General features: G+C 65.5%; 22 protein-coding genes and 1 pseudogene. 14 read left to right on the top strand and 9 right to left on the bottom strand.

Features of this window, described 5'->3' with window-relative positions:
* From PI87_RS14220 to PI87_RS14200, 5 genes are all read right to left on the bottom strand, one after another.
* Positions 1 to 1,188, bottom strand: a complete 1,188-nt coding sequence (locus tag PI87_RS14220; RefSeq protein WP_039598367.1) for a CaiB/BaiF CoA transferase family protein — start codon at positions 1,186 to 1,188, stop codon at positions 1 to 3.
* A 63-nt stretch (positions 1,189 to 1,251) separates the two neighbouring features.
* A complete protein-coding gene (locus PI87_RS14215) occupies positions 1,252 to 2,049 on the bottom strand; it encodes an IclR family transcriptional regulator (RefSeq protein ID WP_039598366.1) in 798 nt (265 codons plus the stop codon).
* A gap of 20 nt (positions 2,050 to 2,069) precedes the next feature.
* Positions 2,070 to 3,083, bottom strand: coding sequence for an ABC transporter substrate-binding protein (locus tag PI87_RS14210; protein WP_039598365.1), 1,014 nt, complete (start codon positions 3,081 to 3,083; stop codon positions 2,070 to 2,072).
* 28 nt (positions 3,084 to 3,111) lie between these two features.
* Entirely contained in the window at positions 3,112 to 3,942 is an 831-nt protein-coding gene (locus tag PI87_RS14205) for an ABC transporter permease (RefSeq protein ID WP_039598364.1), read from the bottom strand.
* Positions 3,926 to 4,747, bottom strand: coding sequence for an ABC transporter ATP-binding protein (locus PI87_RS14200; RefSeq protein ID WP_052321558.1), 822 nt, complete (start codon positions 4,745 to 4,747; stop codon positions 3,926 to 3,928). Before PI87_RS14200 ends, PI87_RS14205 begins: the two co-directional genes overlap by 17 nt.
* 281 nt (positions 4,748 to 5,028) lie before the next feature.
* Between PI87_RS14200 and PI87_RS14195 the strand changes: the two genes are divergently transcribed.
* Complete coding sequence (locus PI87_RS14195) at positions 5,029 to 5,487, top strand: FlxA-like family protein (protein ID WP_039598563.1); 459 nt, start codon at positions 5,029 to 5,031, stop codon at positions 5,485 to 5,487.
* A gap of 156 nt (positions 5,488 to 5,643) precedes the next feature.
* On the top strand, positions 5,644 to 7,275 hold the full coding sequence (locus PI87_RS14190) for a membrane protein (protein ID WP_039598363.1): 1,632 nt from the start codon (positions 5,644 to 5,646) through the stop codon (positions 7,273 to 7,275).
* 60 nt (positions 7,276 to 7,335) lie between these two features.
* On the opposite strand, the gene PI87_RS28085 is transcribed toward PI87_RS14190, so the two are convergent.
* Positions 7,336 to 7,965 (bottom strand): NUDIX hydrolase, encoded by a 630-nt coding sequence (locus PI87_RS28085; RefSeq protein WP_052321542.1) that lies wholly within the window; start codon positions 7,963 to 7,965, stop codon positions 7,336 to 7,338.
* 95 nt (positions 7,966 to 8,060) lie between these two features.
* A pseudogene (locus PI87_RS14180) lies at positions 8,061 to 8,771 on the bottom strand (GNAT family N-acetyltransferase); the annotation flags it as partial.
* A gap of 311 nt (positions 8,772 to 9,082) precedes the next feature.
* Here PI87_RS14180 and PI87_RS14175 point away from each other — a divergent pair.
* The gene (locus PI87_RS14175) at positions 9,083 to 9,757 is read left to right on the top strand and encodes a hypothetical protein (RefSeq protein WP_039598361.1); all 675 of its coding nucleotides are present in this window, start codon (positions 9,083 to 9,085) and stop codon (positions 9,755 to 9,757) included.
* Positions 9,758 to 10,181: 424 nt separating this feature from the next.
* On the opposite strand, the gene PI87_RS14170 is transcribed toward PI87_RS14175, so the two are convergent.
* Entirely contained in the window at positions 10,182 to 10,736 is a 555-nt protein-coding gene (locus PI87_RS14170; protein WP_039598360.1) for an NADPH-dependent FMN reductase, read from the bottom strand.
* A 67-nt stretch (positions 10,737 to 10,803) separates the two neighbouring features.
* On the bottom strand, positions 10,804 to 12,024 hold the full coding sequence (locus PI87_RS14165) for a cation:proton antiporter domain-containing protein (protein ID WP_084209961.1): 1,221 nt from the start codon (positions 12,022 to 12,024) through the stop codon (positions 10,804 to 10,806).
* 248 nt (positions 12,025 to 12,272) lie between these two features.
* Between PI87_RS14165 and PI87_RS14160 the strand changes: the two genes are divergently transcribed.
* The 11 genes from PI87_RS14160 to PI87_RS14110 all read left to right on the top strand — a co-directional run bounded on the left by PI87_RS14160 (position 12,273) and on the right by PI87_RS14110 (position 22,184).
* Entirely contained in the window at positions 12,273 to 13,037 is a 765-nt protein-coding gene (locus tag PI87_RS14160) for a CoA transferase subunit A (protein ID WP_039598359.1), read from the top strand.
* A gap of 30 nt (positions 13,038 to 13,067) precedes the next feature.
* Positions 13,068 to 13,742 (top strand): 3-oxoacid CoA-transferase subunit B, encoded by a 675-nt coding sequence (locus PI87_RS14155; RefSeq protein WP_039598358.1) that lies wholly within the window; start codon positions 13,068 to 13,070, stop codon positions 13,740 to 13,742.
* 16 nt (positions 13,743 to 13,758) lie between these two features.
* Complete coding sequence (locus PI87_RS14150; RefSeq protein ID WP_039598357.1) at positions 13,759 to 14,394, top strand: 2-hydroxychromene-2-carboxylate isomerase; 636 nt, start codon at positions 13,759 to 13,761, stop codon at positions 14,392 to 14,394.
* Entirely contained in the window at positions 14,387 to 15,091 is a 705-nt protein-coding gene (locus PI87_RS14145; RefSeq protein ID WP_052321541.1) for a Crp/Fnr family transcriptional regulator, read from the top strand. Before PI87_RS14150 ends, PI87_RS14145 begins: the two co-directional genes overlap by 8 nt.
* A gap of 161 nt (positions 15,092 to 15,252) precedes the next feature.
* Positions 15,253 to 16,239: a 3-oxoacyl-[acyl-carrier-protein] synthase III C-terminal domain-containing protein gene (locus tag PI87_RS14140; protein ID WP_039598356.1), complete on the top strand. Its 987-nt coding sequence runs from the start codon at positions 15,253 to 15,255 to the stop codon at positions 16,237 to 16,239.
* Positions 16,236 to 17,252: an NAD-dependent epimerase/dehydratase family protein gene (locus PI87_RS14135; protein ID WP_039598355.1), complete on the top strand. Its 1,017-nt coding sequence runs from the start codon at positions 16,236 to 16,238 to the stop codon at positions 17,250 to 17,252. Before PI87_RS14140 ends, PI87_RS14135 begins: the two co-directional genes overlap by 4 nt.
* Positions 17,240 to 18,046, top strand: coding sequence for an MBL fold metallo-hydrolase (locus PI87_RS14130; RefSeq protein ID WP_039598354.1), 807 nt, complete (start codon positions 17,240 to 17,242; stop codon positions 18,044 to 18,046). Before PI87_RS14135 ends, PI87_RS14130 begins: the two co-directional genes overlap by 13 nt.
* A complete protein-coding gene (locus tag PI87_RS14125; protein WP_052321540.1) occupies positions 18,043 to 19,353 on the top strand; it encodes a F390 synthetase-related protein in 1,311 nt (436 codons plus the stop codon). Before PI87_RS14130 ends, PI87_RS14125 begins: the two co-directional genes overlap by 4 nt.
* Positions 19,350 to 19,973 carry a phosphatase PAP2 family protein gene (locus PI87_RS14120; protein WP_039598353.1) on the top strand — a complete coding sequence of 208 codons (624 nt, stop codon included), beginning with the start codon at positions 19,350 to 19,352 and terminating at the stop codon, positions 19,971 to 19,973. The genes PI87_RS14125 and PI87_RS14120 overlap by 4 nt, the downstream gene beginning before the upstream one ends.
* On the top strand, positions 19,970 to 21,100 hold the full coding sequence (locus PI87_RS14115; protein WP_052321539.1) for a sterol desaturase family protein: 1,131 nt from the start codon (positions 19,970 to 19,972) through the stop codon (positions 21,098 to 21,100). The genes PI87_RS14120 and PI87_RS14115 overlap by 4 nt, the downstream gene beginning before the upstream one ends.
* Positions 21,084 to 22,184, top strand: coding sequence for an acyl-CoA desaturase (locus PI87_RS14110; protein ID WP_039598352.1), 1,101 nt, complete (start codon positions 21,084 to 21,086; stop codon positions 22,182 to 22,184). The genes PI87_RS14115 and PI87_RS14110 overlap by 17 nt, the downstream gene beginning before the upstream one ends.
* Positions 22,185 to 22,221: the final 37 nt, after the last annotated feature.

The raw sequence follows: 22,221 nt of genomic DNA, 5'->3' as shown, positions 1-22,221 counted from the left end.
TCAGATGGCGCCGTCAGCGCGCAAGGCTTCGATTTGGTCTGGCCGGTAGCCGAGCTTGCCGAGCCAGTCATCAGTGTGGGCGGACAGCAGCGGCGCGGGGGTCTGCGGGCATGGGTCTTCGCCCGAGAGACGGAACCCCGCACGGGTGACGTGCTGCCCTTCTTCCGGGAACGAGGTGACGAAGCCGCGCCCCGTCACCTGCTCGTGCGCGAGCACGCCGGGCACGTCGAGCACCAGACCGGCCGGCACACCGGCATCGATCAGCAGTGGCTCCCATTCGGCGGCGGGGCGTGTTGCAAGCGCAGCCTCCAACGCATCGTTGAGCGCGTGGCGGTGTTCCTTGCGCGACTGGCGCTCGGCAAAGCGTGCATCCGCCGCCAACTCCGGATGGCCGACCACGCGGCACAGTGCGGCAAACTGCTTGTCTTCGTTGGCGGCGATGTTGATGAGCCCATCGCCCGTGCGAAACGTGCCCGACGGCGCGGCGGTGAAGTTCTGGTTGCCCATCGGGCGCGGGCTCACGCCGGCGTTCAGATAGTTCGACACCACCCAGCCCATGGTGGCGAGCGTCGACTCCAGCATCGACACGTCCACCATCTGGCCCTCGCCCGTGCGCTGCGCGCCGAGCAGACAGGCGGTCACGGCCAGCGCCGCCGTGATGCCACCCACCGTATCGCTGATCGGGTAGCCGACGCGCAACGGCGCCGATTCATCGTCGCCCGTGACACTCATCACGCCGGAAATGCCCTGGATGATCTGGTCGTAGGCGGGTCTGCCGCTCAGCGGACCGTCCTTGCCGAAGCCGGAGATGGCGCAGTAGACGAGGCGCGGGTTGACCTCGCGCAGTACGTCATAGCCGAGTTCCAGCCGCTCCATCACGCCAGGACGATAGTTCTCGATGAGCGCATCGGCCTGCGCCACCAGCTTGAGCAGGATGGCGCGCCCTTCCGGGTGCTTCAGGTTGACGGTGATGGACTGCTTGCCCGCATTGACGGCGACGAACGAGGCGCCCATCTTGCGACGTGCCTGTTCAGGATCCGCGCCCAAACGGCGGGCCAGATCGCCATTGCCGGGCACCTCGACCTTGATGACTTCCGCGCCGAGCAAGCCCAACTGATAGGCGCAAAACGGCCCGGCCAGCACGTTCGACAAGTCGAGCACGCGCAAACCTGCGAGAGGCAAAGCCATGAAAACAACTCCTGCTACACAATCGGCTCCGCCCCTCGCCGTCTGGGGCGTGTTTGGCGGAGCCTAGGTTTTTTGGATGAGCTGGGCGGCGTTGCGCAGCGGCGCGGGGTCGCCACCCAGCGTGGAGGTGATTTGCGCAGCGTGCTCCAGCACCGGGGCGCGCCACGATTGCAGCAAGGCGCCGTCGATGCGCGAAGCCGGGCCCGCCAGGCACAGCGCCCCGCGCAGCGCCTGCTGCGCCCCGAACACCGGCACCGACAGCCCGACCGTTTCCCGATCGCGCTCGCCAATCGACACGTAGTAGTAGTCGCGCCGGATCGCGTCGTACGTGGCGCCCTGCATGCCCGAGAACGCGCACAGCACGCGCCCGCCCGAGCCGCGTTCCAGCGGCAGCACGTCGCCCTCGCGCACGTGGTCGCGGATCGAGTGGTTCGAATCCACGCGGTGCAGGCAGACACGTACGTCTCGCTCGCGGATGTAGAGCGATACCGCTTCACCCGTCGCCTCGGCCAGCGCGCGCATGTGCGGCAGCACCACGTCGCTCAGACGCATGCTGCGCTGGTAAAGCGCGCCCAGCATCAACGGTGCGGCGCCTATTTGGTAGCGGCCGTCTTCCAGGCGGAACAGCATGCGGTGCTGGATGAGCGAGCCGGCCAGCCGCAGGATCGTGCTCTTGTAGAGCCCGGTGCGGGCGGCCAGCTCGGCCAGCGTGAGCGCGTAATCGCCCGGGCGGAACGCGAACAGGATCGAGAACGCGCGGTCCAGCGCAGCCACGCCCGATTGCCCCGGCGCAGCCGCATCGCCCTCATTGGCGACGGGCAACGTGGTCTCGTTCTGGGCGGTTTGGCGTTCTGCAGTCATGACGATATGGGGAAGGCGGCTCACTGGACCGTCTTCAAGGCTTGGTCGACGAAGCGGTTAGTGTACGTTTTACCGAGGTCGATCTTGGCATTGCGGATCTTTTCGTCGTAACTGGAGAGCACCGTCAGGGCCACCTTGGCATCGGCATCGGTCATCAAGCCGTCCTTGGAGAAGATCGGTTTGGAGTGGCGCAGCGCGTCGACAAACACGTCACGGCCGCCCACCTGCTGCTCCTTAGGCATCTTGTCGGCAATGGCTTCAGGCGTGCTGGCATCGATCCACTTGAGCGTGCGGATGAAGGCGTTCACCAGGCGCTGCACGGTCTCGGGGTTCTTCGTCATGAAGTCACGCGTGACGTACAGCGTGGCCGTGGGGTAGCGGCCGCCGAACACAGCGTTGGAGCCGGCATCGGTGCGCGTATCCACCAGGAACTTGGCCGCGCGGCGCTTCTCCAGCAGGCTCGCCACCGGGTCAAAGTTGACCAGCGCGTCGATCTCCTTGCGATCGAGCGCCACCATACCCGGCGCGCCCGACCCCACGGCGATGTACGACACGTCGTTCACCTGCAGGCCGTTCTTGATGGCGTAGTAGCGCGCGAACAAGTCCGTGGACGAACCCGGCGCGGTGATGCCGATCTTCTTGCCCTTCAAGTCCTTGCCGCTCTTGATATCAAGGTCGGGCCGCACCGCCAGCACGATGCCTGGTGTGATGTTGAGCAACGCCACCGACACGATGTCCTTGCCCTGCGCCTGGATGTGGATGGTGTGGTCATAGAAGCCCACCACCGCATCGGTCGAACCGGCAATCAGCGCCTGCAGTGCCTTGCTGCCGCCGGCCTGAAAGTTCTCCACCTTCACGTTCAGCCCTTCCTTCTGGAAGTTGCCCAGCGACTGCGTAAGCGGCACCGGCATGTAGTTCAGGATCATCGAGCCGACCGACAGGCTCACGTCCTTCTTCTCCGGCTCGGCTGCGTTGGCGGCGGCCATCGTGCAAACGGCGGCGGCGCACAGCAGGGTCGAAATCCATCGTTTCATGGTTGTCTCCGTATTTGTAGTGATGAGGTTAGGCACCAGCTTCCGGGTCAGCTTTCGGACGCCACACCAGCAACTTGCCCTCGAGTGCATCCACGCTGCGGTCCAGCGCGATCACGAACGCGGACAGCACGACGATCCCCGAGAACACGCCGGTGGCATCGAACACACCTTCGGCCTGCGCAATCAGGTGGCCCAGGCCAGCGGACGAACCGAGGTACTCGGCCACGATCGCGCCCATCACCGCCATACCGACGGAGGCACGCAGGCTGGAGAGAATCCAGCTCGTGGCCGACGGTACATACACGTGGCGCAGCAGGCTGAGGCGGCTGGCCTTGAGCAGGCGCGCGTTGGCCAGGATGACCGGGTTCACCTCACGCACGCCCTGGTACGTATTGAAGAAGGTGATGAACAGCACCATCGTCGCGCCCAGTGCCACCTTGGAGGTGAGCCCCAGCCCGAACCACATCACAAAGATGGGCGCGAGCAGAATCCGAGGGATCGCGTTGACGATCTTGATGAACGGGTCCAGCACCTCGGCCGCCAGCTTGGACAAGCCCAGCCACAACCCCAGGCTGATGCCCATCAACGTGCCGATGCCGAACGAGAGAATCGTCTCGGCCAGGGTGATGGCCAGGTGCGTATAGATATCGCCGCCGGTAAACCACTCCCAGATGCGCGCGACGATGGACGACGGCATCGAGAAGTAGAACGGATCGACGATGCCCGCGCGGCCAAAGCCCTCCCACGAGCCGAACAGCACCAGCACCACGGCAAGCTGGGTCAAGCGGATCTTGGTCTTGTGCGCGAGACCCGTGCGCGGGGCGCTCATCGTAGGCATCGCGTTAGTGCTGGACGGCATGGCTCTTCTCCACTTCAGTGCCGAGGATCGACCAGATCTCGCGATACAGGCGGATGAACGCGTCGGACATGTTGATTTCAGACACGTTGCGCGGGCGCGGCAGCGTGATGGCGACATCGCCAACCGGGCGGCTGGCCGGCCCGGCGGACATCACCACCACACGGTCGGCCAGGGCAATCGCCTCTTCCAGGTCGTGCGTGATGAACAGCAGCGACTTGCGGTCTTCCTGCCACAGGCGCAGCAGCTCGCTCTGCATCAGGTGGCGCGTGTGCACGTCCAGCGCCGAGAACGGCTCGTCCATCAGCACGATCTTGGGCGAGAGGATCAGCGTCTGCGCCATGCTGATGCGCTTCTTCTGACCGCCGGAGAGCTGGTGCGGATAGCGCGCCTCGAAGCCCGCCAGGCCCACCTTCTTCATCCACGGACGGGCGCGCTCGCGGGCCTCATCCACCGGCATGCCTTGGAACACCAGACCCAGCGCGACGTTGTCGAGCGCCGTCTTCCAGGGCAGCAGCGAGTCCTGCTGCATCATGAAACCGGCATTGCCATTGAGCCCGGTCAGCGGCTCGCCAAATACGTTGACGGTGCCGCCGGCCGGCTTAAGCAGCCCGGTCACGGCGTTGAGCAGCGTGCTCTTGCCGCAGCCGGTCGGGCCCACCACTGCCACGAACTCGCCTTCACCGATCGACAGGTCGACACCCTGCACCGCCGTGAAGCTGCCGAACCGCACCGACACCTGATTGAGCTGGACCGCCGGCAAACCGGCGTGCAGCCGGCCACCTGCGGCCTGGGAAGAGGAAAGCATGGGCGTCTCCTTGAACGCGCCGATCATCGTGCGTTCTGTTTGATGGAATATAGTTCTATTTTATAGGCTAGCAATCAGACAAATAAGCCGCGTAAACCCGTAAACACGACTGACTCAGTCTGATAGCTGCTCAGGATCACTCAGTGATTGCTGCTTAATGTTCCTCCCAAAGGAATATTGTTCTATCAAGAAGAATTCACGAGAAGGGAAATATTTGTGAGCCAACCCTAAAGTTTTCCGCCCGCTTCCCGTTCAAGGGCGTACTGACTAGCGAGATGGCGATGCAACTTTCTTCCTCCCCCGTTTCCAGCACTGCGGGCACCGGCGCCTCGGGCGGCGGGAGCAATCCGGCAAACGAAATCGAACGCCTGCAGCGCCAGCTCAAAAACCTGCAGAAGTCGATGGCGGAGCTGCCCAACCAAGGGCTGCCTCCCGACCAGGCCAAAGAGCAGGCACAGCTTTTGAGCCAGCAGATCCAGATCGTGCAGGCACAGATCGCACGCCTTCAGGCCCAGAAGGGGTTGGAGCAGGCCGAGACCCAGGTCGAGAATCGTCACAACGAATCGAACTCCAGCAAGACCGAGGTCGCGGCCAAGGCACGCACGACCGACAAGGTCACCGGTTCGTCGTCATTGGCCGATGCACGGCTGCAAGCCCAGAAAGCCGCGCAGGCAACCCATCCGGCCAGCGCCGAAGCCATCGAACCGGCAGAGCCACCGCTGGTTTCGGTCCGAGCCTGACCGGCAGCACCCCGGCGGCGGCCCTGTTGTGATGGCGCACCCGCCGATCCCCACTTTGCTCACCAGCCATACCCTTCCAATGAGGGGAGGCCGGCGCGCGTCGGCAACGGCGACAATCGCCGCGCAGCCGCGATGTGTGCGGTATTGAGAACCCGCATGACCTCCGCCGCCAGCGACGCCCTGCCCCCCACCCACCCGACCGACCCAAACGCACCCGTCGATCCGCGTCCGGTGCGCGTGCCGTCCCGCAACTTCTTCGCCCGTCATTGGCGCGGTGACTACAGCCTCGTACGCTCGTACTGGCTGCATACCGCGCTGATGCAGTTTGGCGTGATGGCACTGAGCGCCGGCGTCACACACGCCTTGGCCCACAACGCGCCGGCACGCGCGGCCTCGTCAGCGCTGCTGGTGATCTATGTGCTCGGCATCATGCTGTGGATCTGGGCGGTGGTCGGCACGTGGCGCTCGGCCGAGCACGAACAGGCACGCAACCGGCAAGCGGGAATGAGCAACCTGTGGCCGTTCATCGCCAAGTTGATGATTGCGCTGGGCGCCATCGGCACAAGTTCGCGCGTGATCAACGATCTGCCGCGCCTGCAGGCGCACCTGCGCACTGCGCTCGGCGAGCAAGCCGCTTCGCCCTTTACCGTGGTACCGCAACGCGATGGACACGCCGTCCTCTTTACCGGCGGCATGAACGACGGCGCTGCCGATGCACTGGAAGCCGCCCTGCGCCGCGCACCCAACGCCACTGCCGTTGTGTTGCGCTCTGAAGGCGGCTGGCTGCGCGAAGGCACGCTGGTGGCCGATGTCATCCGCCGTCACCATCTGCGTACGTATGTGGAGCGCGCCTGCGCCTCCGCGTGCACGATCGCGTTCCTCGCTGGCGAGGACCGCGCCGCCGCGCCAGGCGCGCGCATCGGCTTCCATCGCCCGCGCGCGGTCGGCGCCGATCATGATCAAACGCCTGGCGCCACCGACAGCGAGCTGTGGGGCGCCTATGCCGCTGCGGGCTTGCCCGACGCGTTCATTCGCCGTGTGCAGAACACGCCGTTTGAGCAGATGTGGTTCCCCAGCGCGCAGGAGCTGCTGGATAACCATGTCGTCACGCGCGCCTCACCCGGTGGCGAATACGCGACCATGGCCACGCAACTCACCACGCGCGATGCACTGGCCGCCGAGCTGCGCGGCGGCGCGCTGTATGCAGCGCTGGAACGCAAATATCCGGCACACTTCAGCCGCCTGCTCGACACCGTGTGGCAGGCCCTGCAGCGCAATGCAAACGACGCCGAGGTCACGGCGCTGCTGCACACCCAGTCAGCCAAGCTGTACCGCGCACTGATCCCGACCGCGCCCGATGTGCTGCTGTTTGCTAATGCACAGCTGACCATTGACGAAGCGCACGCACTCCAACGCTTGAGCCCCGAAGCCTGCGTCGCCTACCTGGATGGCACGGCCGATGCCGCCGCCGCTGCCGCGCGGCTGCCGCGTGCATTGATCGCGCGCGAGCAAACCCTGTTCTCCGATCTGGTGCAGGCGGCGGACCCAGAACACGTACCCGTGGTCACCCGCGCGCAGGCCTTGCCCGCGCTGCAACTGGCCGTAGCAGCCCTGCCACTGCAAGAGCAACGCGTGCTGACCTTGCCCACACTGCGGCACACCACGCCGCCCGCCGAGCGCTGTCAGGCACTGATCGCTTTCGCGCATTCCATCCTGGCCCTGCCCGAAGCCGAGCGTGCGCTCGCACTGCGCGGCATGTACGCGCGCGCGTCTGCCCCAGACATGTAATTGCCGAGCTTTCTGGCGTGACGCGGCTGGTGTGCTGGAGGACGGCTCCAGCGGGCGAGGTTAGCTCTGATGCAAACCCTTGGCCGATATAGGCGCAAGCGCCAGTTCCGCCAAGGATTTCAATATGACGGCGGTCACACCCCAGATGTCATACGCCTGATCTGCCCAGTACCAGGAGCCAGCACGCTCCCCGTCCGCGTACTGCCGGGGCAGATCCGGATTCAGCAGCGTGGTCAGCGGCAACTCAAAGATCTCCTCGACTTCTGCAGGCGCAGCCGCCCACTCGGCCGCCTCTGACACGATGCCAACCACTGGGAAGATCGCGTGATTGCGTTTTCTTGTCTTGTGCAGCGGCAGGCATCCAATCAATTGGACTGCACTGGGCGCAATGCGAACCTCTTCCAACGCTTCACGCAGTGCGGTCGCGCCAACAGTGCCGTCGGACGCCTCAGGACGACCGCCGGGAAAACTGACATGCGAAGAGTATTCACTGAGCCCCGACGAACGCTTGGTCAGCAGGATCGTCGGCTCGCTGCGCGCCACGATCGGCACCAGGACCGCAGAGAATTTCCACTGCCCATCGTTGTCCGCAAGGTGTTGTTTGGCGGTGGGCCAATCCGTAGAGGCGGGAATCCGAAAGCCTTCCACGCCGCGCACGATCGCTTCCAGGACACTGCTGTCGGTTCCCATGTCTTCCTCCGGCTGTCCTGGAGTGAATAACACAAGCCAACAAATCGCGTGCAAGCGATCGGCGCCGGGAGATGGGAGATCGGGCTGCCGCGCTAAGCCGAGCGCAGCGCAGTCAGCGACACCCGCTGACGCCCTTGCGCGTCAAAGTTGTCGGGCAGCAGCCATTGCTCGAATGCGGCGCGCAGTTGGGGCCAATCGGCATCGATGATGGAAAACCACGCGGTGTCGCGGCTGCGACCCTTGTAGACCACCGCCTGACGGAAAATGCCCTCGAACTCGAAGCCCAGCCGCAGCGCAGCCTGCCGCGACGGCATATTCAGCGTGTCGCACTTCCACTCGTAGCGGCGATAACCAAGATCGTCAAACACGTGCTTCATCAGCAGGAACTGCGCTTCGGTCGACGCCGGCGTGCGCTGTACCAACGGCGAGAACGTAACGGCTCCGACCTCCACCACGCCGTGATCCGGCGTGATGCGCATCAGCGCCAGCGTGCCAACGGGGCGATCGGTGCGCGCGTCGATCACCGTGTACTGCAGCGGATCACGCTTGGCCGCAATGCGCTCGATATAGGCACGAAACGCACCCGCATCGGTAAATGGGCCTTCCATCAGGTAGGTCCAATCGCGGCCGTCCTGTGCCTGGCCAAAGGCCTCGAACAGCGCATCTGCATGGCGCGCGGCGTCCAACGGCTCCAGCCGGCAGTAGCGGCCGGTCAACGGCGCATGCGGCGGCAGCGGCCGGGGGCTCCAGTTCGGCAAAGCGTTGCCGATGGGTTGTTGGAAGGGGTTCAGCGTTGTGGCAGTCATACGAAACCATGGGTCGGGGCATCAATACAGCACGACCGTACCGAATTTCATGGTTCCGAGGAAAGAGCCATGGCACCCCAACACGATAGAACCACGGTCGGCCGCGCTGCATGCGGATTAGTCCGTTCGGCGCCCTGCTACGTGGCAATAGCGCCCAACTGTGTGAGTCGATATGTTGTCGACCGGGGGAGGACAGCGCCAGGAAACGGCGCGGGCACGCGCTTTGCCGCACGGCAAGCGCGCGTCCGCATTCGAGATGCACGTTCATCGGCAGACGCCTCGGTCAGCTGTCTTCTTTCAGGAGCCCACGCGTGGCGCCATTGCTCAGCAGGTGGATTCGCCAGTACGCCCGCACCGGATGTGCCCTCACGTTGTGGGCTGCCGTTGCCTGCCTGGCACCATGCAGCCCGGCGCTGGCCAGCCCCAAATTCACCAACCTGGCCACCGCGCGCGTTGACGCCAACGCAACCGTTGCCCTGCCGCGCACATGGGGGCCGCTTCAGTTGAACCACGATGCGCCCATCGCCTCGGTTGCCGGGACAATCAACTCGCCGTTCGGGCCGTCACGCCTGGTGTTTGCGCAACAAGCCACGCCAGCCGAGGGCTTCGGCCTGGTCACGGTGCGCAAATCCGATTTCGAAAAGGGCGCGCCGCAGTATCTGGAGACCATCCCGCCGCGCGATCTGGCCATCCTGCTCAACCACATGGAATCGCGCGTGCACGGCGACCGCCCGGTCTGGGCCATGCGCCTGATCCGCGGCAAAGCACCCTCGCAACGGCTGCTGGGCGAACGCCGCGTGATCTACTGGGAGGGCGAGTGGCATACCTCCAACAACCAGACGGCGATGGTCCGGGGCTATGCCTTCTTCGGCAACGGCGCGGTCTACCTGCTGCGTGTGTTCGGAGCCGCCGGGCACAACCAGCCGGAATTTGCCGAGGAAGCCCGCTTTGCCGATGCGGTGGCCGCCACCTTCCGCACGAAGTAGGCGACCTATTTTTGTTGCGTAGCAACATCACTTGCGCGGGCGTCGGCCAACCGCAGCGCAAGCGCAGGCCGCGCCACGCAAGCTCTGAAATTTGTTGTTACCTTTGGAACAGTCTGTTCACCCCCCACCATATTGTTCTTCCGCATTGCAACACCTAAACTTCGCCACAGTTGTTCAGACATCGATTGCCTGGACATACATGCAAGTGTTGTAAGGAGAGCAATCATGAAATGGTTTGATATCGGCGCCGTCATGGCCGCCTGGATCGCAAGCTGCGTCGCAGCAGGCTGGCTCATCAGCGCAGCCTCCTTCCTGGCCTAACCCCCAGGTAAGACCCGGGCCCCGCCCCAGAAGCAAAAACGGCCGAGCAGGACCCCTTCCCGCCCGGCCTGGAATTCAAGTCGATGGGTTCGTCAGGTGCGTGTCAGGCGCCCTTGGCGCCCGCCCACTGGACGAACCGGTCGACAAACCCCTGCAGGAACTGGCGCGTGCGCGCCTCCGTCACCCCGCCCTGGGCGTCGAACGGTTCCCCCGCAAAGTGGAAGAACACCTCCGGCAACGGCACGATCTGCACGCCCACGGCCGAGAGCACGTTGCGCAGCTGTGCCTGCGCCAGGGCCGTACCGATCGCCCCCGGTGATGCCCCCGCAATGCCCGCCGGCTTGCCACCCCACACGCTCTGGCCGTACGGCCGCGAACCCCAGTCGATCGCGTTTTTCAGCACGCCCGGAATGCCGCGGTTGTATTCCGGCGTGACGAACAGCAGCGCGTCCAACCCTGCCACCTCAGCCTTGAAGCGCTGCACAGGCTCGGGCAGGCTGCCGTCCAGATCCTGGTTGTACAGCGGCAACTCGCCAATCTCGATGATCCTGGCGGTGGCGCCAGCCGGCAGCAGGCCAATCAGCGCGTGCGCCAGCTGACGGTTGAACGACGCCTTGCGCAGGCTGCCGACGATGACACCAATAGTCAGATTGCTCATGAGGACTCCTCGCTCGACAAAGGTTCAGACAGAGGGTTGAACGCTGCGCGGCCCTGAAGGCGATCCCCTATTCCGCCCGGGCCGGCTCGGCCAGCGCTGCGCGTTTGTTCAGGCGGTCAATGAGACCGAACATCAACGGGTTCAGCAGGATCGACAGGATGGCCGCCGCCAGCAGCAGGCCACGGGCGCGCACCGGCAGGATCTCCAGGCTGATGCCCAGACCAATCAGGATGAACGAAAACTCGCCGATCTGCGCGAGGCTGGCGGAAATCGTGAGCGCCGTGCGGTTGGCGTGGCCAAAAGCGCGCACCACCGCAAACGCTGCCAGCGACTTGCCCACCACCACGATCAGCACCGTGCCCAGCACCGCCCAGGTGTCGTCAACCAGCACGCTCGGGTCGAACAGCATGCCGACTGACACAAAGAACAGCACCGAGAAGGCGTCGCGCAGCGGCAGCGATTCTTCCGCCGCCCGCTGGCTGAAGGGGGATTCGGCCAGCACCATGCCGGCAAAGAAGGCGCCCAGCGCGAACGACACCCCAAACAGCACCGTCGCGCCGTAAGCCACGCCCAGCGCAGTCGCCAGCACACCCAGGCGGAACAGCTCGCGGCTGCCGGTCATGACAATCCGCTCCAGCATCCACGGAATCACGCGACGGCCCACCACCAGCATCAGCGCCGCAAAGGCCACCACCTTGCCCAGCGTGATGGCCAGCACGCGGACGATGTCCCACGCGCCCACGGTCGTACTGCCCGCGCCGCCCAGCGCCCCTGAGAGTGCCGGCAGCAGCACCAGCGTCACCACCATCACGAGGTCTTCGACGATCAGCCAGCCGACGGCGATATGGCCTTCGTGCGAGTTATCAATGCCACGGTCTTCCAGCGCCTTGAGCAGCACCACCGTGCTGGCCACCGACAGTGCCAGGCCGAACACCAGCCCCGGGCCCCAATCCCAGCCGAGCAGCCAGGCCAGCCCCATGCCCATCAGCGTGGCGAGCGCAATCTGCCCAAGCGCCCCCGGGATGGCAATGGACTTGACCGCCAGCAACTCCTTCATCGAGAAATGCAGCCCCACGCCAAACATCAGCAGGATCACGCCCAGCTCGGCCAATTGCGGCGCGAGGCTCTGATCTGCCACGAACCCCGGCGTGAACGGCCCCGCCACCACCCCCGCCACCAGATAGCCCACCAGCGGCGGCAGGCGCAGGCGGTGCGCGATGGTGCCGAAGATGAAGGCCAGCACCAGGCCACCAATCACGGTGGAGATAAGCGGGGTGTCGACGTGCATGCGTTCCTGGGAAAGGGGGTGCAGGTTGAAAGACGGGTGCGGCGGTACGGCGTCGTGCTGGAAAAGGGCCGGGTCGGCCCTTGTGCGACATCCGCGATGGCAATTTGTTCACATTGCGTCACAACTATAAGGGATGCCCTTAGGCGAACCTTACGACGCAAATGTCATGCAGAAGACATCGCCGCCGGAGCGCCACTCCTACACTGCGCCGCAGACCCGCCCCTCCGAGGCGGACCAGGAGACAACACATGCGCTACGCCAACAAGGTCCTCTCCGTGAACGAGGCCATTGCCCACGTCCGCAGCGGCAGCCGGCTGATGCTGGGCGAATTCGTGGGCGCCGGCGAGCCCGCCTGCTGCATCGAGGCGCTGCTCGCCAGCGACATCAACCAGCTCACGCTCATCGCCAACACGTCGGGTCTGCGCGGCGGCTTCCTCAAGGCCAGGTTGTTCGCCTCGGGCCAGTTGGCGGAGTACATCGGCACGCACGTCGGCACCACGGATGAATCGACGCAGGCATACCTAAGCGACAGCGTGCGCGTGGCCGAATTCTTCCCGATGGGCACCTGGGCCGAGAAAGTGCGCGCCGGGGCCCTGGGCCTGGGCGGTGCGCTCGTGCCGGTGGGCGTGGGCATCCTCGACCAGCCGGGGATGTTTCCGCAACGCGGCGCGCCCAAGCCGACGATCACGGTGGACGGCATGACCTGCTTCGTGGAGCCGCCCCTGCGCGCCGACGTGTCGATCATCAAGGGCTGGCGCGCCGACACCTTCGGCAACGTGGAGTTTCGCGGCACCGCGCTGCAGAACCAGCGCGACATCGCCATGGCGGGCGACTACACCATTGTCGAAGTGAACGAGATCGTGGAGGTGGGCACGATTCCGCCCGAACGCGTGGGCTGCCCGGGCGTGTTCGTCAATGCGGTGGTGCAGGGGTTGTCATTGGAAGACCAGCACGCGCTCTACAAGCAGCACTGGACCAAGCTCGGGCGCCTGCCGGCCGCCGCGCAAGCCTGATCGCCCGACAACAAGCACAAGGAGACCGCAATGCACCCGCTGCCCGAGCACCCAAAGCAACGTATCGCCGCCCGCTGCGCGCAGGAATTGCGCGCGGGCGAAGTCGTCAACCTCGGCCTGGGCATTCCCACGCTCACGGCCAACTATCTGGATGCCGATGCCGGCGTCATCTTCCACACCGAGAACGGCGCCTTCGGCTTTGGCGGACGCCCGGCACTGGACGCCATCGACAGCGACATCACCAACGCCGGCTGTGAGCCGATCACGCTGCCGCCGGGCGCGGCCATCATGGACCTTGCCACCTCGCTGGGCGCGATGCGCAACGGCTACATCGACGTCACCATCCTCGGCGCCCTGCAGGTGGATGCGCTGGGCAACCTCGCCAACTGGGCGTGCGATCGCAACGGCAAGTGGTGGCCCGGCATCGGCGGTGCGATGGACCTGTGCTACGGCACGCGCAAGGTGATTGCCGCGCTGGCGCATACCGACAAGCACGGCAATTCGAAGATCCTGCCGCGCTGCACGCTGCCGCTCACGGGCCAGGGCTGCGTCAAGGTCATCGTGACCGAACATGCGGTGTTTGACGTGACCGACACGGGGCTCGTGCTGCGTGAAATCCTCTCGCATGCGACACTCGACGACATTCGCGCCATGACGGCAGCGCCGTTCACGCTGGCGCCGCTGTTGCAGATGCGTGCCGCCTGAGGCCTGAGGAACGTTCATGCCAACGACTGTCGACTGGTTCTTCGATGTCATCTCGCCGTTTGCCTACCTGCAACTGGAGCAGCTCGACCGGCTGCAGGCGGCGCACGATATCGTCATCCACCCACGCCCGATCGTGCTGGGCGCACTCCTGAACCACTGGGGCCAGAAGGGCCCGGCGGAAATGGCGCCCAAACGGGTGTTCACGTATCGGTATTCGCTCTTTCGCGCGCAACAGCTTGGCATTCCATTCCACATGCCGCCCGCGCATCCGTTCAACCCGATCAAGGCGCTGCGGCTGACGATTGCGATGGACGGCTCGCTCGATGCCGTGCGCGCGGTGTTCCGGCACATCTGGCGCGATGGCAACGATGTCGCATCGCCCGAGGGTTTTGCAGCGCTGTGCGAGGCGGTGGGCTTCGCAGAAGGCGTGACAGCTGTTGAGCAACCCGCCGTGAAAGATGCTCTGCGCCAGCACACAGATGCCGCCATCGCGCTCGGCGTGTTTGGCGTGCCAACGCTGGTGCACAACGGCGAGCTGTTCTGGGGCGAAGATGCGACCGATATGTTCGTGCGGTGCCTCACCACCGATTGGCTTGCCACACCCGAAGTGCAACGCGTGAGCACGCTGCCGGTGGGTATCCAGCGTGGCTGAGCACGACACAAACTCGCGCCCCGGCATCAGCCGCGCACGGCTGGCGCACATTGCTGCCTGGTCGATCGACTTGCCTGCCGATGAGGCCGACCGCGCCTGCGCCGGCATCGTCGAAAAGACCTACGCGCGCGGCGCCTGCATCTGCCCGAAGAACACGCTGCTGGAAAGCTGGACCGGCGTGGTCACGGGCCTCATCAAGATCGGCACGGTGTCGCCCGAGGGGCGCAGCGTCACATTCACGGGCGTGCCGGCCGGCGGCTGGTTTGGCGAAGGGACGGTGCTCAAGAACGAGCCGCGCCGCTACGACATCGTCGCGCTGCGCGACACGCGCATCGCCTTCATGGACCGCACTACCTTCATGTGGCTGGTCGAGAACAGCGTGGCCTTCAACCGCTTCCTAGTGAAGCAGCTCAACGAGCGGCTTGGGCACTTCATGGCGCTGCTCGAATACGACCGCCTGCTCGATGTCACGCCGCGCCTGGCGCGGTGCATCGCCTCGCTGTTCAATCCGGTGCTCTACCCCGGCGCGGGTGACCATCTGGAGATCACGCAGGAAGAACTTGGCCTGCTCTCGGGCATGACGCGACAGGTGGCCAACCAGTCATTAAAGGCGCTGGAGAAAGACGGCGTAGTGCGGCTGGAATACGGCGGCGTGACGGTGGTGGACCTGGAACGCCTGCGCAGTTACGGCGCCTGAGAGCGCCTGACTCTGTTAACGAATCTTCATCCGATCTAGCGGCCTGCAGCCGCTAGAATCGCGGCACAACAAGACAAGATCGTTACGCTGCGGCACGCGCACTGCGCTGCCCGTAGCTGAAAGAGGAACCAAGGTGGCGCACGACGTGCACACCTGCATCTATGCTGCCGATTCATCTGCTTTCCACCGGCAAGGCGCTGCCGGAGCAACGGGTCACGTCCGCAGAGCTGGATACGCGCCTGGGCCATGCAGCCGGTTACGTGCGCAAGAAATCAGGCATTGACGTGCGGCACCATGCCACGCTTGCCGAGCACCAGTCAGAACTTGCCGGCGGCGCCGTGCGCGATGCCCTGCGCCGCGCCAATGTGCCTGCCGCCTCCATCGATCTGCTGATCTCCGCCTCGGGCGTGCAAGAGCAGGCGCTGCCCAACACCGCCACGCGCATCCTGGAGCCTGCAGGGCTACCTGCCGGCACACCCGCGTTTGATGTCAACGCCAGTTGCCTGGGCTTTGTCACGGCGCTGCACGTAGCGGCCAACCTGCTGACGACGGGCGCGTACCGGCGCATTGCCGTGGTGGCGTCGGATCTTGCCTCGCGCGGCATCAACTGGAGCGATGCGGAAACCGCGCTGATCTTTGGCGATGGCGCGGCCGCTGTGATTGTCGAGGCAGCACCTGCGGCGTCCGGCACCGGCATCCACGCCTATCGCATGGAGACCTACCCTGCCGGCAAGACCTTCTGCGAAATTCCGGCCGGTGGCACGCGCCGCAACCCGCGCACAGGTGCGCAGCCATCGGACTACCTGTTCCACATGGACGGCAAGCGCGTGTTCAAGCTGGCCTCGCAGTTGATGGACGGCTTTCTCGAGCGCCTGTTCGCGGGCAGCCGCTATGCGCTGCGCGACATGCACGTGGTCGTGCCGCACCAGGCCAGCCACCTCGGCATGCAGCACCTGCGCAAACGATTGGGCGTGCCCGAGGCCAGCCTGGTCGACATCTACGCGCAGCACGGCAACCAGGTGGCCGCATCGATTCCCACTGCGTTGCATGAAGCCGTCACGCACGGGCGCATCGAATCGGGCCGCCCGGTACTGTTGGTGGGCACCGCAGCGGGCCTGTCGCTCGGCGGCATGGTGCTGACGACATGACGACACTGGTGACCGGCACCACAGGTGGTCTGGGCCGCAACGCCGTCGACGCGTTGCTGGCGCAGGGTGCGCGCGTGCGTGCCACCGGACGCGATGCCGCGCAGCGTGACGCCTTTCTTACGCGCGGTGCCGACTACGTGCCGGCCGATCTGGCCCGCCTCACGCCAGCCACGCTGGATGCACTGCTGGAGGGTGTCGATACGGTGTGGCATTGCGCGGCGCTGTCGTCGCCGTGGGGCGCCTATGATGATTTCTACGCGGCCAACGTGCGTGCCACGGCGGCTCTGGCCGAAGGTGCGGTCAAGCGCGGCGTCCGACGCTTCGTGCATATCTCCACACCGTCGATCTACTTCGACTACCAGCACCACGCGAACCTGCCCGAGACCTATCGCCCGGCCCGCTTTGCCAATCATTACGCGGCGACCAAGATGCTGGCGGAAGACGCGATTGCGCAGCAGGCATCCGCTCAAGACACAACACGCTTCGTCATCCTGCGCCCGCGCGGGCTGTTTGGTCCGCACGACCGCGTGGTGCTGCCGCGCATCCTGCATCTGCTGAAGCTGCGTGGCGGCACGCTGCCCCTGCCGCGCGGTGGCGCCGCACGCATGGACCTGACCTATCTGGAGAACGTGGTGCACGCCATGCAATGTGCCACCACGGCTGACGTGCCCAGCGGCACCGCGTACAACATCACCAACCACGCGCCCGCCACGCTGCGTGATCTGCTGGACCAGTTGCTGGGGCAACAGCTTGGCTTGCGCTACCGCATCCGCGCGGTGCCGTATCCCGCCATGGCGCTGGCGGCGCGCCTGATGGAAGCGGCCAGCGGCATTACGCACCGCGAGCCGCTGCTCACGCGCTACAGCGCCGCCGCGCTGCACTACGACATGACACTCGCCAACGACCGCGCGCGCATCGAACTCGGCTACGTGCCGCCCATCGACATGGCCGAAGGCATCCGCCGCACGGCTCACTGGCTACGCGAACATGGCAACCGCATATGGCAACGCTAACGGTCTTTGAAGCCGGCTACTGCACGCACACCGCCTGCGTGGCGCTGCGCGGTGCAGGCCTGCGCACGTGTGCATTTCCAGCGCGCGCATGGTTGATCGAAACCGCCGGCCGCCGCTGGCTGTGGGACACGGGCTACGCCTCGCACTTTCACGACCACACACGCAGCGGCCTGTTTGCGATCTACCGCAAGGTCACACCGGTGTACTTCGATACGTCCGAGTCGATGGCGGCACAGCTTGCGCAACAGGGGCTGCGGCCGGCTGACCTGGACGGGCTGATCGTCTCGCACTTCCACGGTGACCACGTGGCCGGTCTGCGCGACTTCCCCGGTGTGCCCGTCGTCTGCTCCGGTGAAGGCTGGAGGCGCCTGCGCGCGCTGCGCGGCATCCCAGCATTGCGGCGCGCCTTCGTGCCAGGGCTGATTCCCGAAGATTTCGAAGCGCGCACGCGCTTTGTCGAGCAGTTCGAGCAAGTTGCGCTGCCGCCCGAGCTGGCGCCGTTCACGTCGGCATGGGCCTTGCCAGACAGCAATGGCGACGTATTGCTCGTGCCGCTGCCGGGCCATGCCGCCGGGCACATCGGCGCCTTCATTCGCACGCACGAGGGCTGGGTGCTGCTGGCGGCTGACGCGGCATGGTCTCCGCTGAGCTATCGCGAGCTGCGCGGGCCATCGGTTTTGGCGTACACCATCATGGAAGACCGCCACGCCTACTTCGACACGCTGCGCAAGCTGCACGCACTCGATGCGGGCGGCCACGTGCGCATCCTGCTCACGCACGAGGGTGCGCTGTGACGGCCTTTCACCGCCTGCTGTGGTCGTACTGGCAAGCGCGCCGTTTTCGTCCGGCCAACCGTGCCGCGCTGGAGGCGCATCAGCAACGCCAGATTGCGCGCTTCACGCAGCGCGTGCTCACGCGCAGCCCACACTTCCGCGCGTTCGTATCGAAGCCGATGCACGCGTGGCCGCTGATGGACAAGGCCACGATGATGGCCAACTTCGACGCCATGAACACCGCCGGCCTGCGCCTGGACGACGTACTGTCCTGCGCGCGCCAGGCTGAGCAATCGCGGGACTTCCGGCCGATGGTCGGCCCGTATTCGGTGGGCCTGTCTTCCGGCACGTCGGGCGGGCGCGGCGTGTTTGTCGTCAGCCCTGCGGAACGCGCCAAATGGGCCGGCATCCTGCTCGCCAAGCTGCTACCGCGCGGGTTGCTGCATGGTGAACGTGTCGCCCTGTTCCTGCGTGCCAACAACAACCTGTACACGGCGGTGCGCAACCCGTGGCTGACGTTCGCGTTCTTCGATCTGTTCGCGCCGTTTGATTCGCACCGCGCGCCGCTGGAGGCATTGCGGCCAACCATTGTCGTGGGGCCCGCGCAGGTGCTGCGCGCGCTGGCGCTGGAGAAGCTGGCCGGACGGCTGGACATCGCGCCGGTGCAGGTGCTGTCCGGCGCCGAGGTGTTGGAGCCGATGGACCGCGCGCTGCTGGCACAAGCCTTTGGCAACGTCGGCGAGGTCTACCAGGCCACCGAGGGCTTCCTGGGCGCTACCTGCTCGCACGGCACGCTGCACCTGAACGAAGCGCACGTGCACATCGAGCCGCAGTGGCTGGACGACCGCCGCTTCGCGCCCATCGTCACGGACTTCACGCGCAGCACGCAGCCCATCGTGCGCTACCGGCTGGACGACATCCTCATCCGCCGTGACCCTGCGCTACCGCCCTGCCCCTGCGGCAACCCCGCGATGGCCATTGAGCGCATCGAAGGCCGCTGCGACGACACGCTCGTCCTGCCCGCACACGGCGGCGGCACCGTCACGCTGTTTGCCGACGTGTGCTCGCGCGCCCTGGCGCAAGCGCTGCCGCTGCAGGCCGACTACCGCCTCGTGCAGACCGATGCGCAAACGCTGGCGCTCTCCATCCAACCCGCCGATGCCAACATCACCCGCACGTGCGAGGCGCATCTGGCGGACGTCTTTGCCTGCCAAGGAGTCGACATGACCCGCGTGAAATGGCACCCGGCACCGCAAGACATTGCGACCGACTTCACCACCAAGCGGCGTCGCATCGTCCGGCTTGCACCAACCGAGGCTGCACGATGAGCCCGTTCGCTACGCGCCTGCGGCATATGGCATTGGGCTGGTGCTCGGTCGGCCTCGTCTACGGCACGTGCGGTGTTCTGCAAGGCGCGGGCACCGTGGTGCCTGAGACGGCGCTGGACCGCGCCATACCGTTCAGCACGTCGGGCATCTGGCTGTACCTGTCATTCTTTGCACTGATTCCGCTGGCGTATCTGCTGGCCGATGCACACCGGCTGCGCTGGCTGGAACGCGCCATGCAGATGAGCGCGCTGGTGAGCGGCGCGGTATTCCTGCTCTGGCCGACCACACTGCACTACCCGCCGCTGGTGGACGGGTCCCTGCCGGCCAGTGTGCAACGCATGCTGATCGCCATGGATTCGAGCCAGAACTGTCTGCCCTCACTGCATGGCGCGCTCACGGTGCTCTCTGTCTGGGCGCTGGCCAATGCGCGCAAACCAGTCCGCACGCTGCTGGCGGCGACGTGGGGGCTTGGCGTGCTATACGCGACCATCCAGACGCGTCGGCATGTGGCACTCGACCTGTCCGCAGGCGTCGCAGTGGGCATGCTGTGCGGCATGGCCGTGCGCCAATGGCTGACGCGGCCCGCTCCCACCCTCTCGATTGAAACCGTATCGACATGAATGCATTTGCCCTGCCGCTGGCCCTGATGCTCGGCTGCGTGCTGCTGGAGCTGGCTGCGCTCAAATGGTGGCGTGGCCAGCCGCTGCCGTGGCGTGACGTCATCCTCAACCTGAATTCTGGCCACGTGCTGATGTGGCTGTGCCGCGGCCTGGAGGTGGCTGGCTTCACCTGGCTGTATGCCAATGCCAGCCTGCATTGGGTGGATGGCTGGCACCCCGTCATCGGCTGGGCTTTTGCCTTCGTCGCGTGGGACCTGGGCTTCTACTGGCTGCACCGTACGCACCACCGGTTCGGCTTCCTGTGGGCCATCCATGCGGTGCATCACGAGGGGGAGCACTTCAACCTGTCGCTGGGCGTACGCAATGCGTGGCTGTCGTCGCTGACTTCGCTGCCGTTCTTTGTGCCGCTGGCACTGCTGGGCGTGACACCCGAGATGTTCGTGGCGGTCTCGGGCCTGCACTACTCCGTGCAGTTCTACAACCATTGCGGGCTGGTGGGCAGTTCCGGCGTGCTCGACAAGTTCATGGTCACGCCCGCCAACCACCGCGTGCACCACGGCTGCAACCCGGAATACATCGACCGCAACTTCGGCGGCACGCTGCTCCTGTGGGACAAGCTGTTCGGCACCTACCAGCGCGCACTGCCCGACGTGCCGATCCGCTATGGCGTGCACAAACCCACGCACAGTGACAACCCGTTCTGGGCCAACATCGTGCCGGCACTGCACTGGCTCGGCCTGCGCGCACCGCATCTGCAGCGCGACACGCGCGTAACCCCCGCTGGCTGGATCGCCACCGGCGGCGTTCTGCTCTTTGGCGTGGTGATCGACTACGTGCGCACCGATGGCTTCTGGCCGGGTCATTGGCAGGCCGTGTGGTTTGCCCTCATCCTGCTGTTGACGGTGGCACTGGGTGGTCTGTCGGATGGGTGCGCTTGGGGCCGCTGGCTGTGGGCGTTGCTGGCGCTGACCCTGCCAGCGCTCATGATCGGCGCGTGCAGCGCGGGGGATGCGCTCTCCAATGGTCTGACCATCGCGCTTGGCGTGCATGGTCTCGCCTGTGGCCTGTGGCATGCGCTGCGTACCAGCGCGCACTTGCAATCTTCACCACATGCCGAATCTCAGTAAGCTCCCTAAGCTCCGGTATGCCTCGCCGCGTTCATCCACGCTGGCGGATGACCTGCGCCGCGCTGCGCACGACTACCTGCAGGCAAATGGCGACCACCGCTTTGCGGACCTCGGCCTGATCGTCAAGGGTCTGTTCCTCGCAGCCAGTGCGGCACTGCTGTATGCCGCCATGGTCACGGCCAAGGGCCCGATCGTCTTCGTACTGGCGTATCTCGCGTTTCCGTTCTTGGCGATGATGCTGGCCATGAACGTGCTGCACGACGGCGCGCACCGAGCGCTGTCGCCGTGGGCGTGGCTGGACAGCGCAATGATCCGGCTCACGGCCATCCCGCTGGGCATCGAACCTGCGTACTGGACGGTGCGCCACGTGCACTATCACCACGCACACGCCAACATCGAACACTACGATCTGGACACCGCCGCCAACCGCTTTTTGCGGCAGACGCCGTTCCAGCCGTGGTATCCGCAGTTTCGTTATCAGCATCGCTACTGGCCGCTGATTGCCGCGCTGTCGCTGCCGTATATCAACTGGATCTACGACTGGTCAGATCGAGTCGGCCTCACGGCCCTCAAGGCAGACCGCGTGCTGCCTGGCCTGCGTGGGTGGGCAACCTTCCTGTGTGCAAAGGCGCTGCATCTGCTGACGGCTGTGGCCGTGCCTGCCTGGGTGGCGCATCAGATTGGACTTGGATGGGGCTGGGTGGTGTTCGGCTACTTTGTCGGGCAGATGCTGGCATCGTGCGTGCTGGTGGCATTGATCCTGGGCACGCACTGGGCCGATGTGGCGTTCTATCTGCCGCCCGAATCCGGCCAGGTGCCGCACACGTGGCATGAGCATGCCTTCCACACCGCGTGCGACTGGCAGCCGCAACCGGCATGGGTCGGTTACTGGCTGGGTGGCCTGAACTGGCACCTGACGCACCACCTGTTCCCGACCTATAGCCATCGCCACTATCCAGCGCTGGCTGCGCGCGTGGCGGAAGTTGCGCGTACGCACGCGCTCGACTACCGCGCGCTCACCTATCCGGAACTCCTCGCTGCACAGCAGACCTTTCTGCGTGCAATGGGTGAGCGGCCAAGCTGACGCCCCGGCCGTCACCGCCTCGCGCTGCACACACCCC

Origin of the sequence: Ralstonia sp. A12, assembly GCF_000801955.1 — a bacterium.
Lineage (GTDB): Bacteria > Pseudomonadota > Gammaproteobacteria > Burkholderiales > Burkholderiaceae > Ralstonia.
This window is presented reverse-complemented; position numbering and strand designations above follow the sequence as displayed.

Excerpts from the sequence above, each read along its gene's own strand:
- PI87_RS14170 (WP_039598360.1), bottom strand. The coding sequence starts at position 10,736 with ATGAGCAATCTGACTATTGGTGTCATCGTCGGCAGCCTGCGCAAGGCG.
- PI87_RS14110 (WP_039598352.1), top strand. The coding sequence starts at position 21,084 with ATGCCGAATCTCAGTAAGCTCCCTAAGCTCCGGTATGCCTCGCCGCGT.
- PI87_RS14205 (WP_039598364.1), bottom strand. The coding sequence starts at position 3,942 with ATGCCGTCCAGCACTAACGCGATGCCTACGATGAGCGCCCCGCGCACG.
- PI87_RS14120 (WP_039598353.1), top strand. The coding sequence starts at position 19,350 with ATGAGCCCGTTCGCTACGCGCCTGCGGCATATGGCATTGGGCTGGTGC.
- PI87_RS14160 (WP_039598359.1), top strand. The coding sequence starts at position 12,273 with ATGCGCTACGCCAACAAGGTCCTCTCCGTGAACGAGGCCATTGCCCAC.
- PI87_RS14210 (WP_039598365.1), bottom strand. The coding sequence starts at position 3,083 with ATGAAACGATGGATTTCGACCCTGCTGTGCGCCGCCGCCGTTTGCACG.
- PI87_RS28085 (WP_052321542.1), bottom strand. The coding sequence starts at position 7,965 with ATGGGAACCGACAGCAGTGTCCTGGAAGCGATCGTGCGCGGCGTGGAA.
- PI87_RS14190 (WP_039598363.1), top strand. The coding sequence starts at position 5,644 with ATGACCTCCGCCGCCAGCGACGCCCTGCCCCCCACCCACCCGACCGAC.
- PI87_RS14150 (WP_039598357.1), top strand. The coding sequence starts at position 13,759 with ATGCCAACGACTGTCGACTGGTTCTTCGATGTCATCTCGCCGTTTGCC.
- PI87_RS14135 (WP_039598355.1), top strand. The coding sequence starts at position 16,236 with ATGACGACACTGGTGACCGGCACCACAGGTGGTCTGGGCCGCAACGCC.
- PI87_RS14140 (WP_039598356.1), top strand. The coding sequence starts at position 15,253 with ATGCTGCCGATTCATCTGCTTTCCACCGGCAAGGCGCTGCCGGAGCAA.
- PI87_RS14165 (WP_084209961.1), bottom strand. The coding sequence starts at position 12,024 with ATGCACGTCGACACCCCGCTTATCTCCACCGTGATTGGTGGCCTGGTG.
- PI87_RS14155 (WP_039598358.1), top strand. The coding sequence starts at position 13,068 with ATGCACCCGCTGCCCGAGCACCCAAAGCAACGTATCGCCGCCCGCTGC.
- PI87_RS14115 (WP_052321539.1), top strand. The coding sequence starts at position 19,970 with ATGAATGCATTTGCCCTGCCGCTGGCCCTGATGCTCGGCTGCGTGCTG.
- PI87_RS14215 (WP_039598366.1), bottom strand. The coding sequence starts at position 2,049 with ATGACTGCAGAACGCCAAACCGCCCAGAACGAGACCACGTTGCCCGTC.
- PI87_RS14195 (WP_039598563.1), top strand. The coding sequence starts at position 5,029 with ATGCAACTTTCTTCCTCCCCCGTTTCCAGCACTGCGGGCACCGGCGCC.
- PI87_RS14130 (WP_039598354.1), top strand. The coding sequence starts at position 17,240 with ATGGCAACGCTAACGGTCTTTGAAGCCGGCTACTGCACGCACACCGCC.
- PI87_RS14220 (WP_039598367.1), bottom strand. The coding sequence starts at position 1,188 with ATGGCTTTGCCTCTCGCAGGTTTGCGCGTGCTCGACTTGTCGAACGTG.
- PI87_RS14200 (WP_052321558.1), bottom strand. The coding sequence starts at position 4,747 with ATGCTTTCCTCTTCCCAGGCCGCAGGTGGCCGGCTGCACGCCGGTTTG.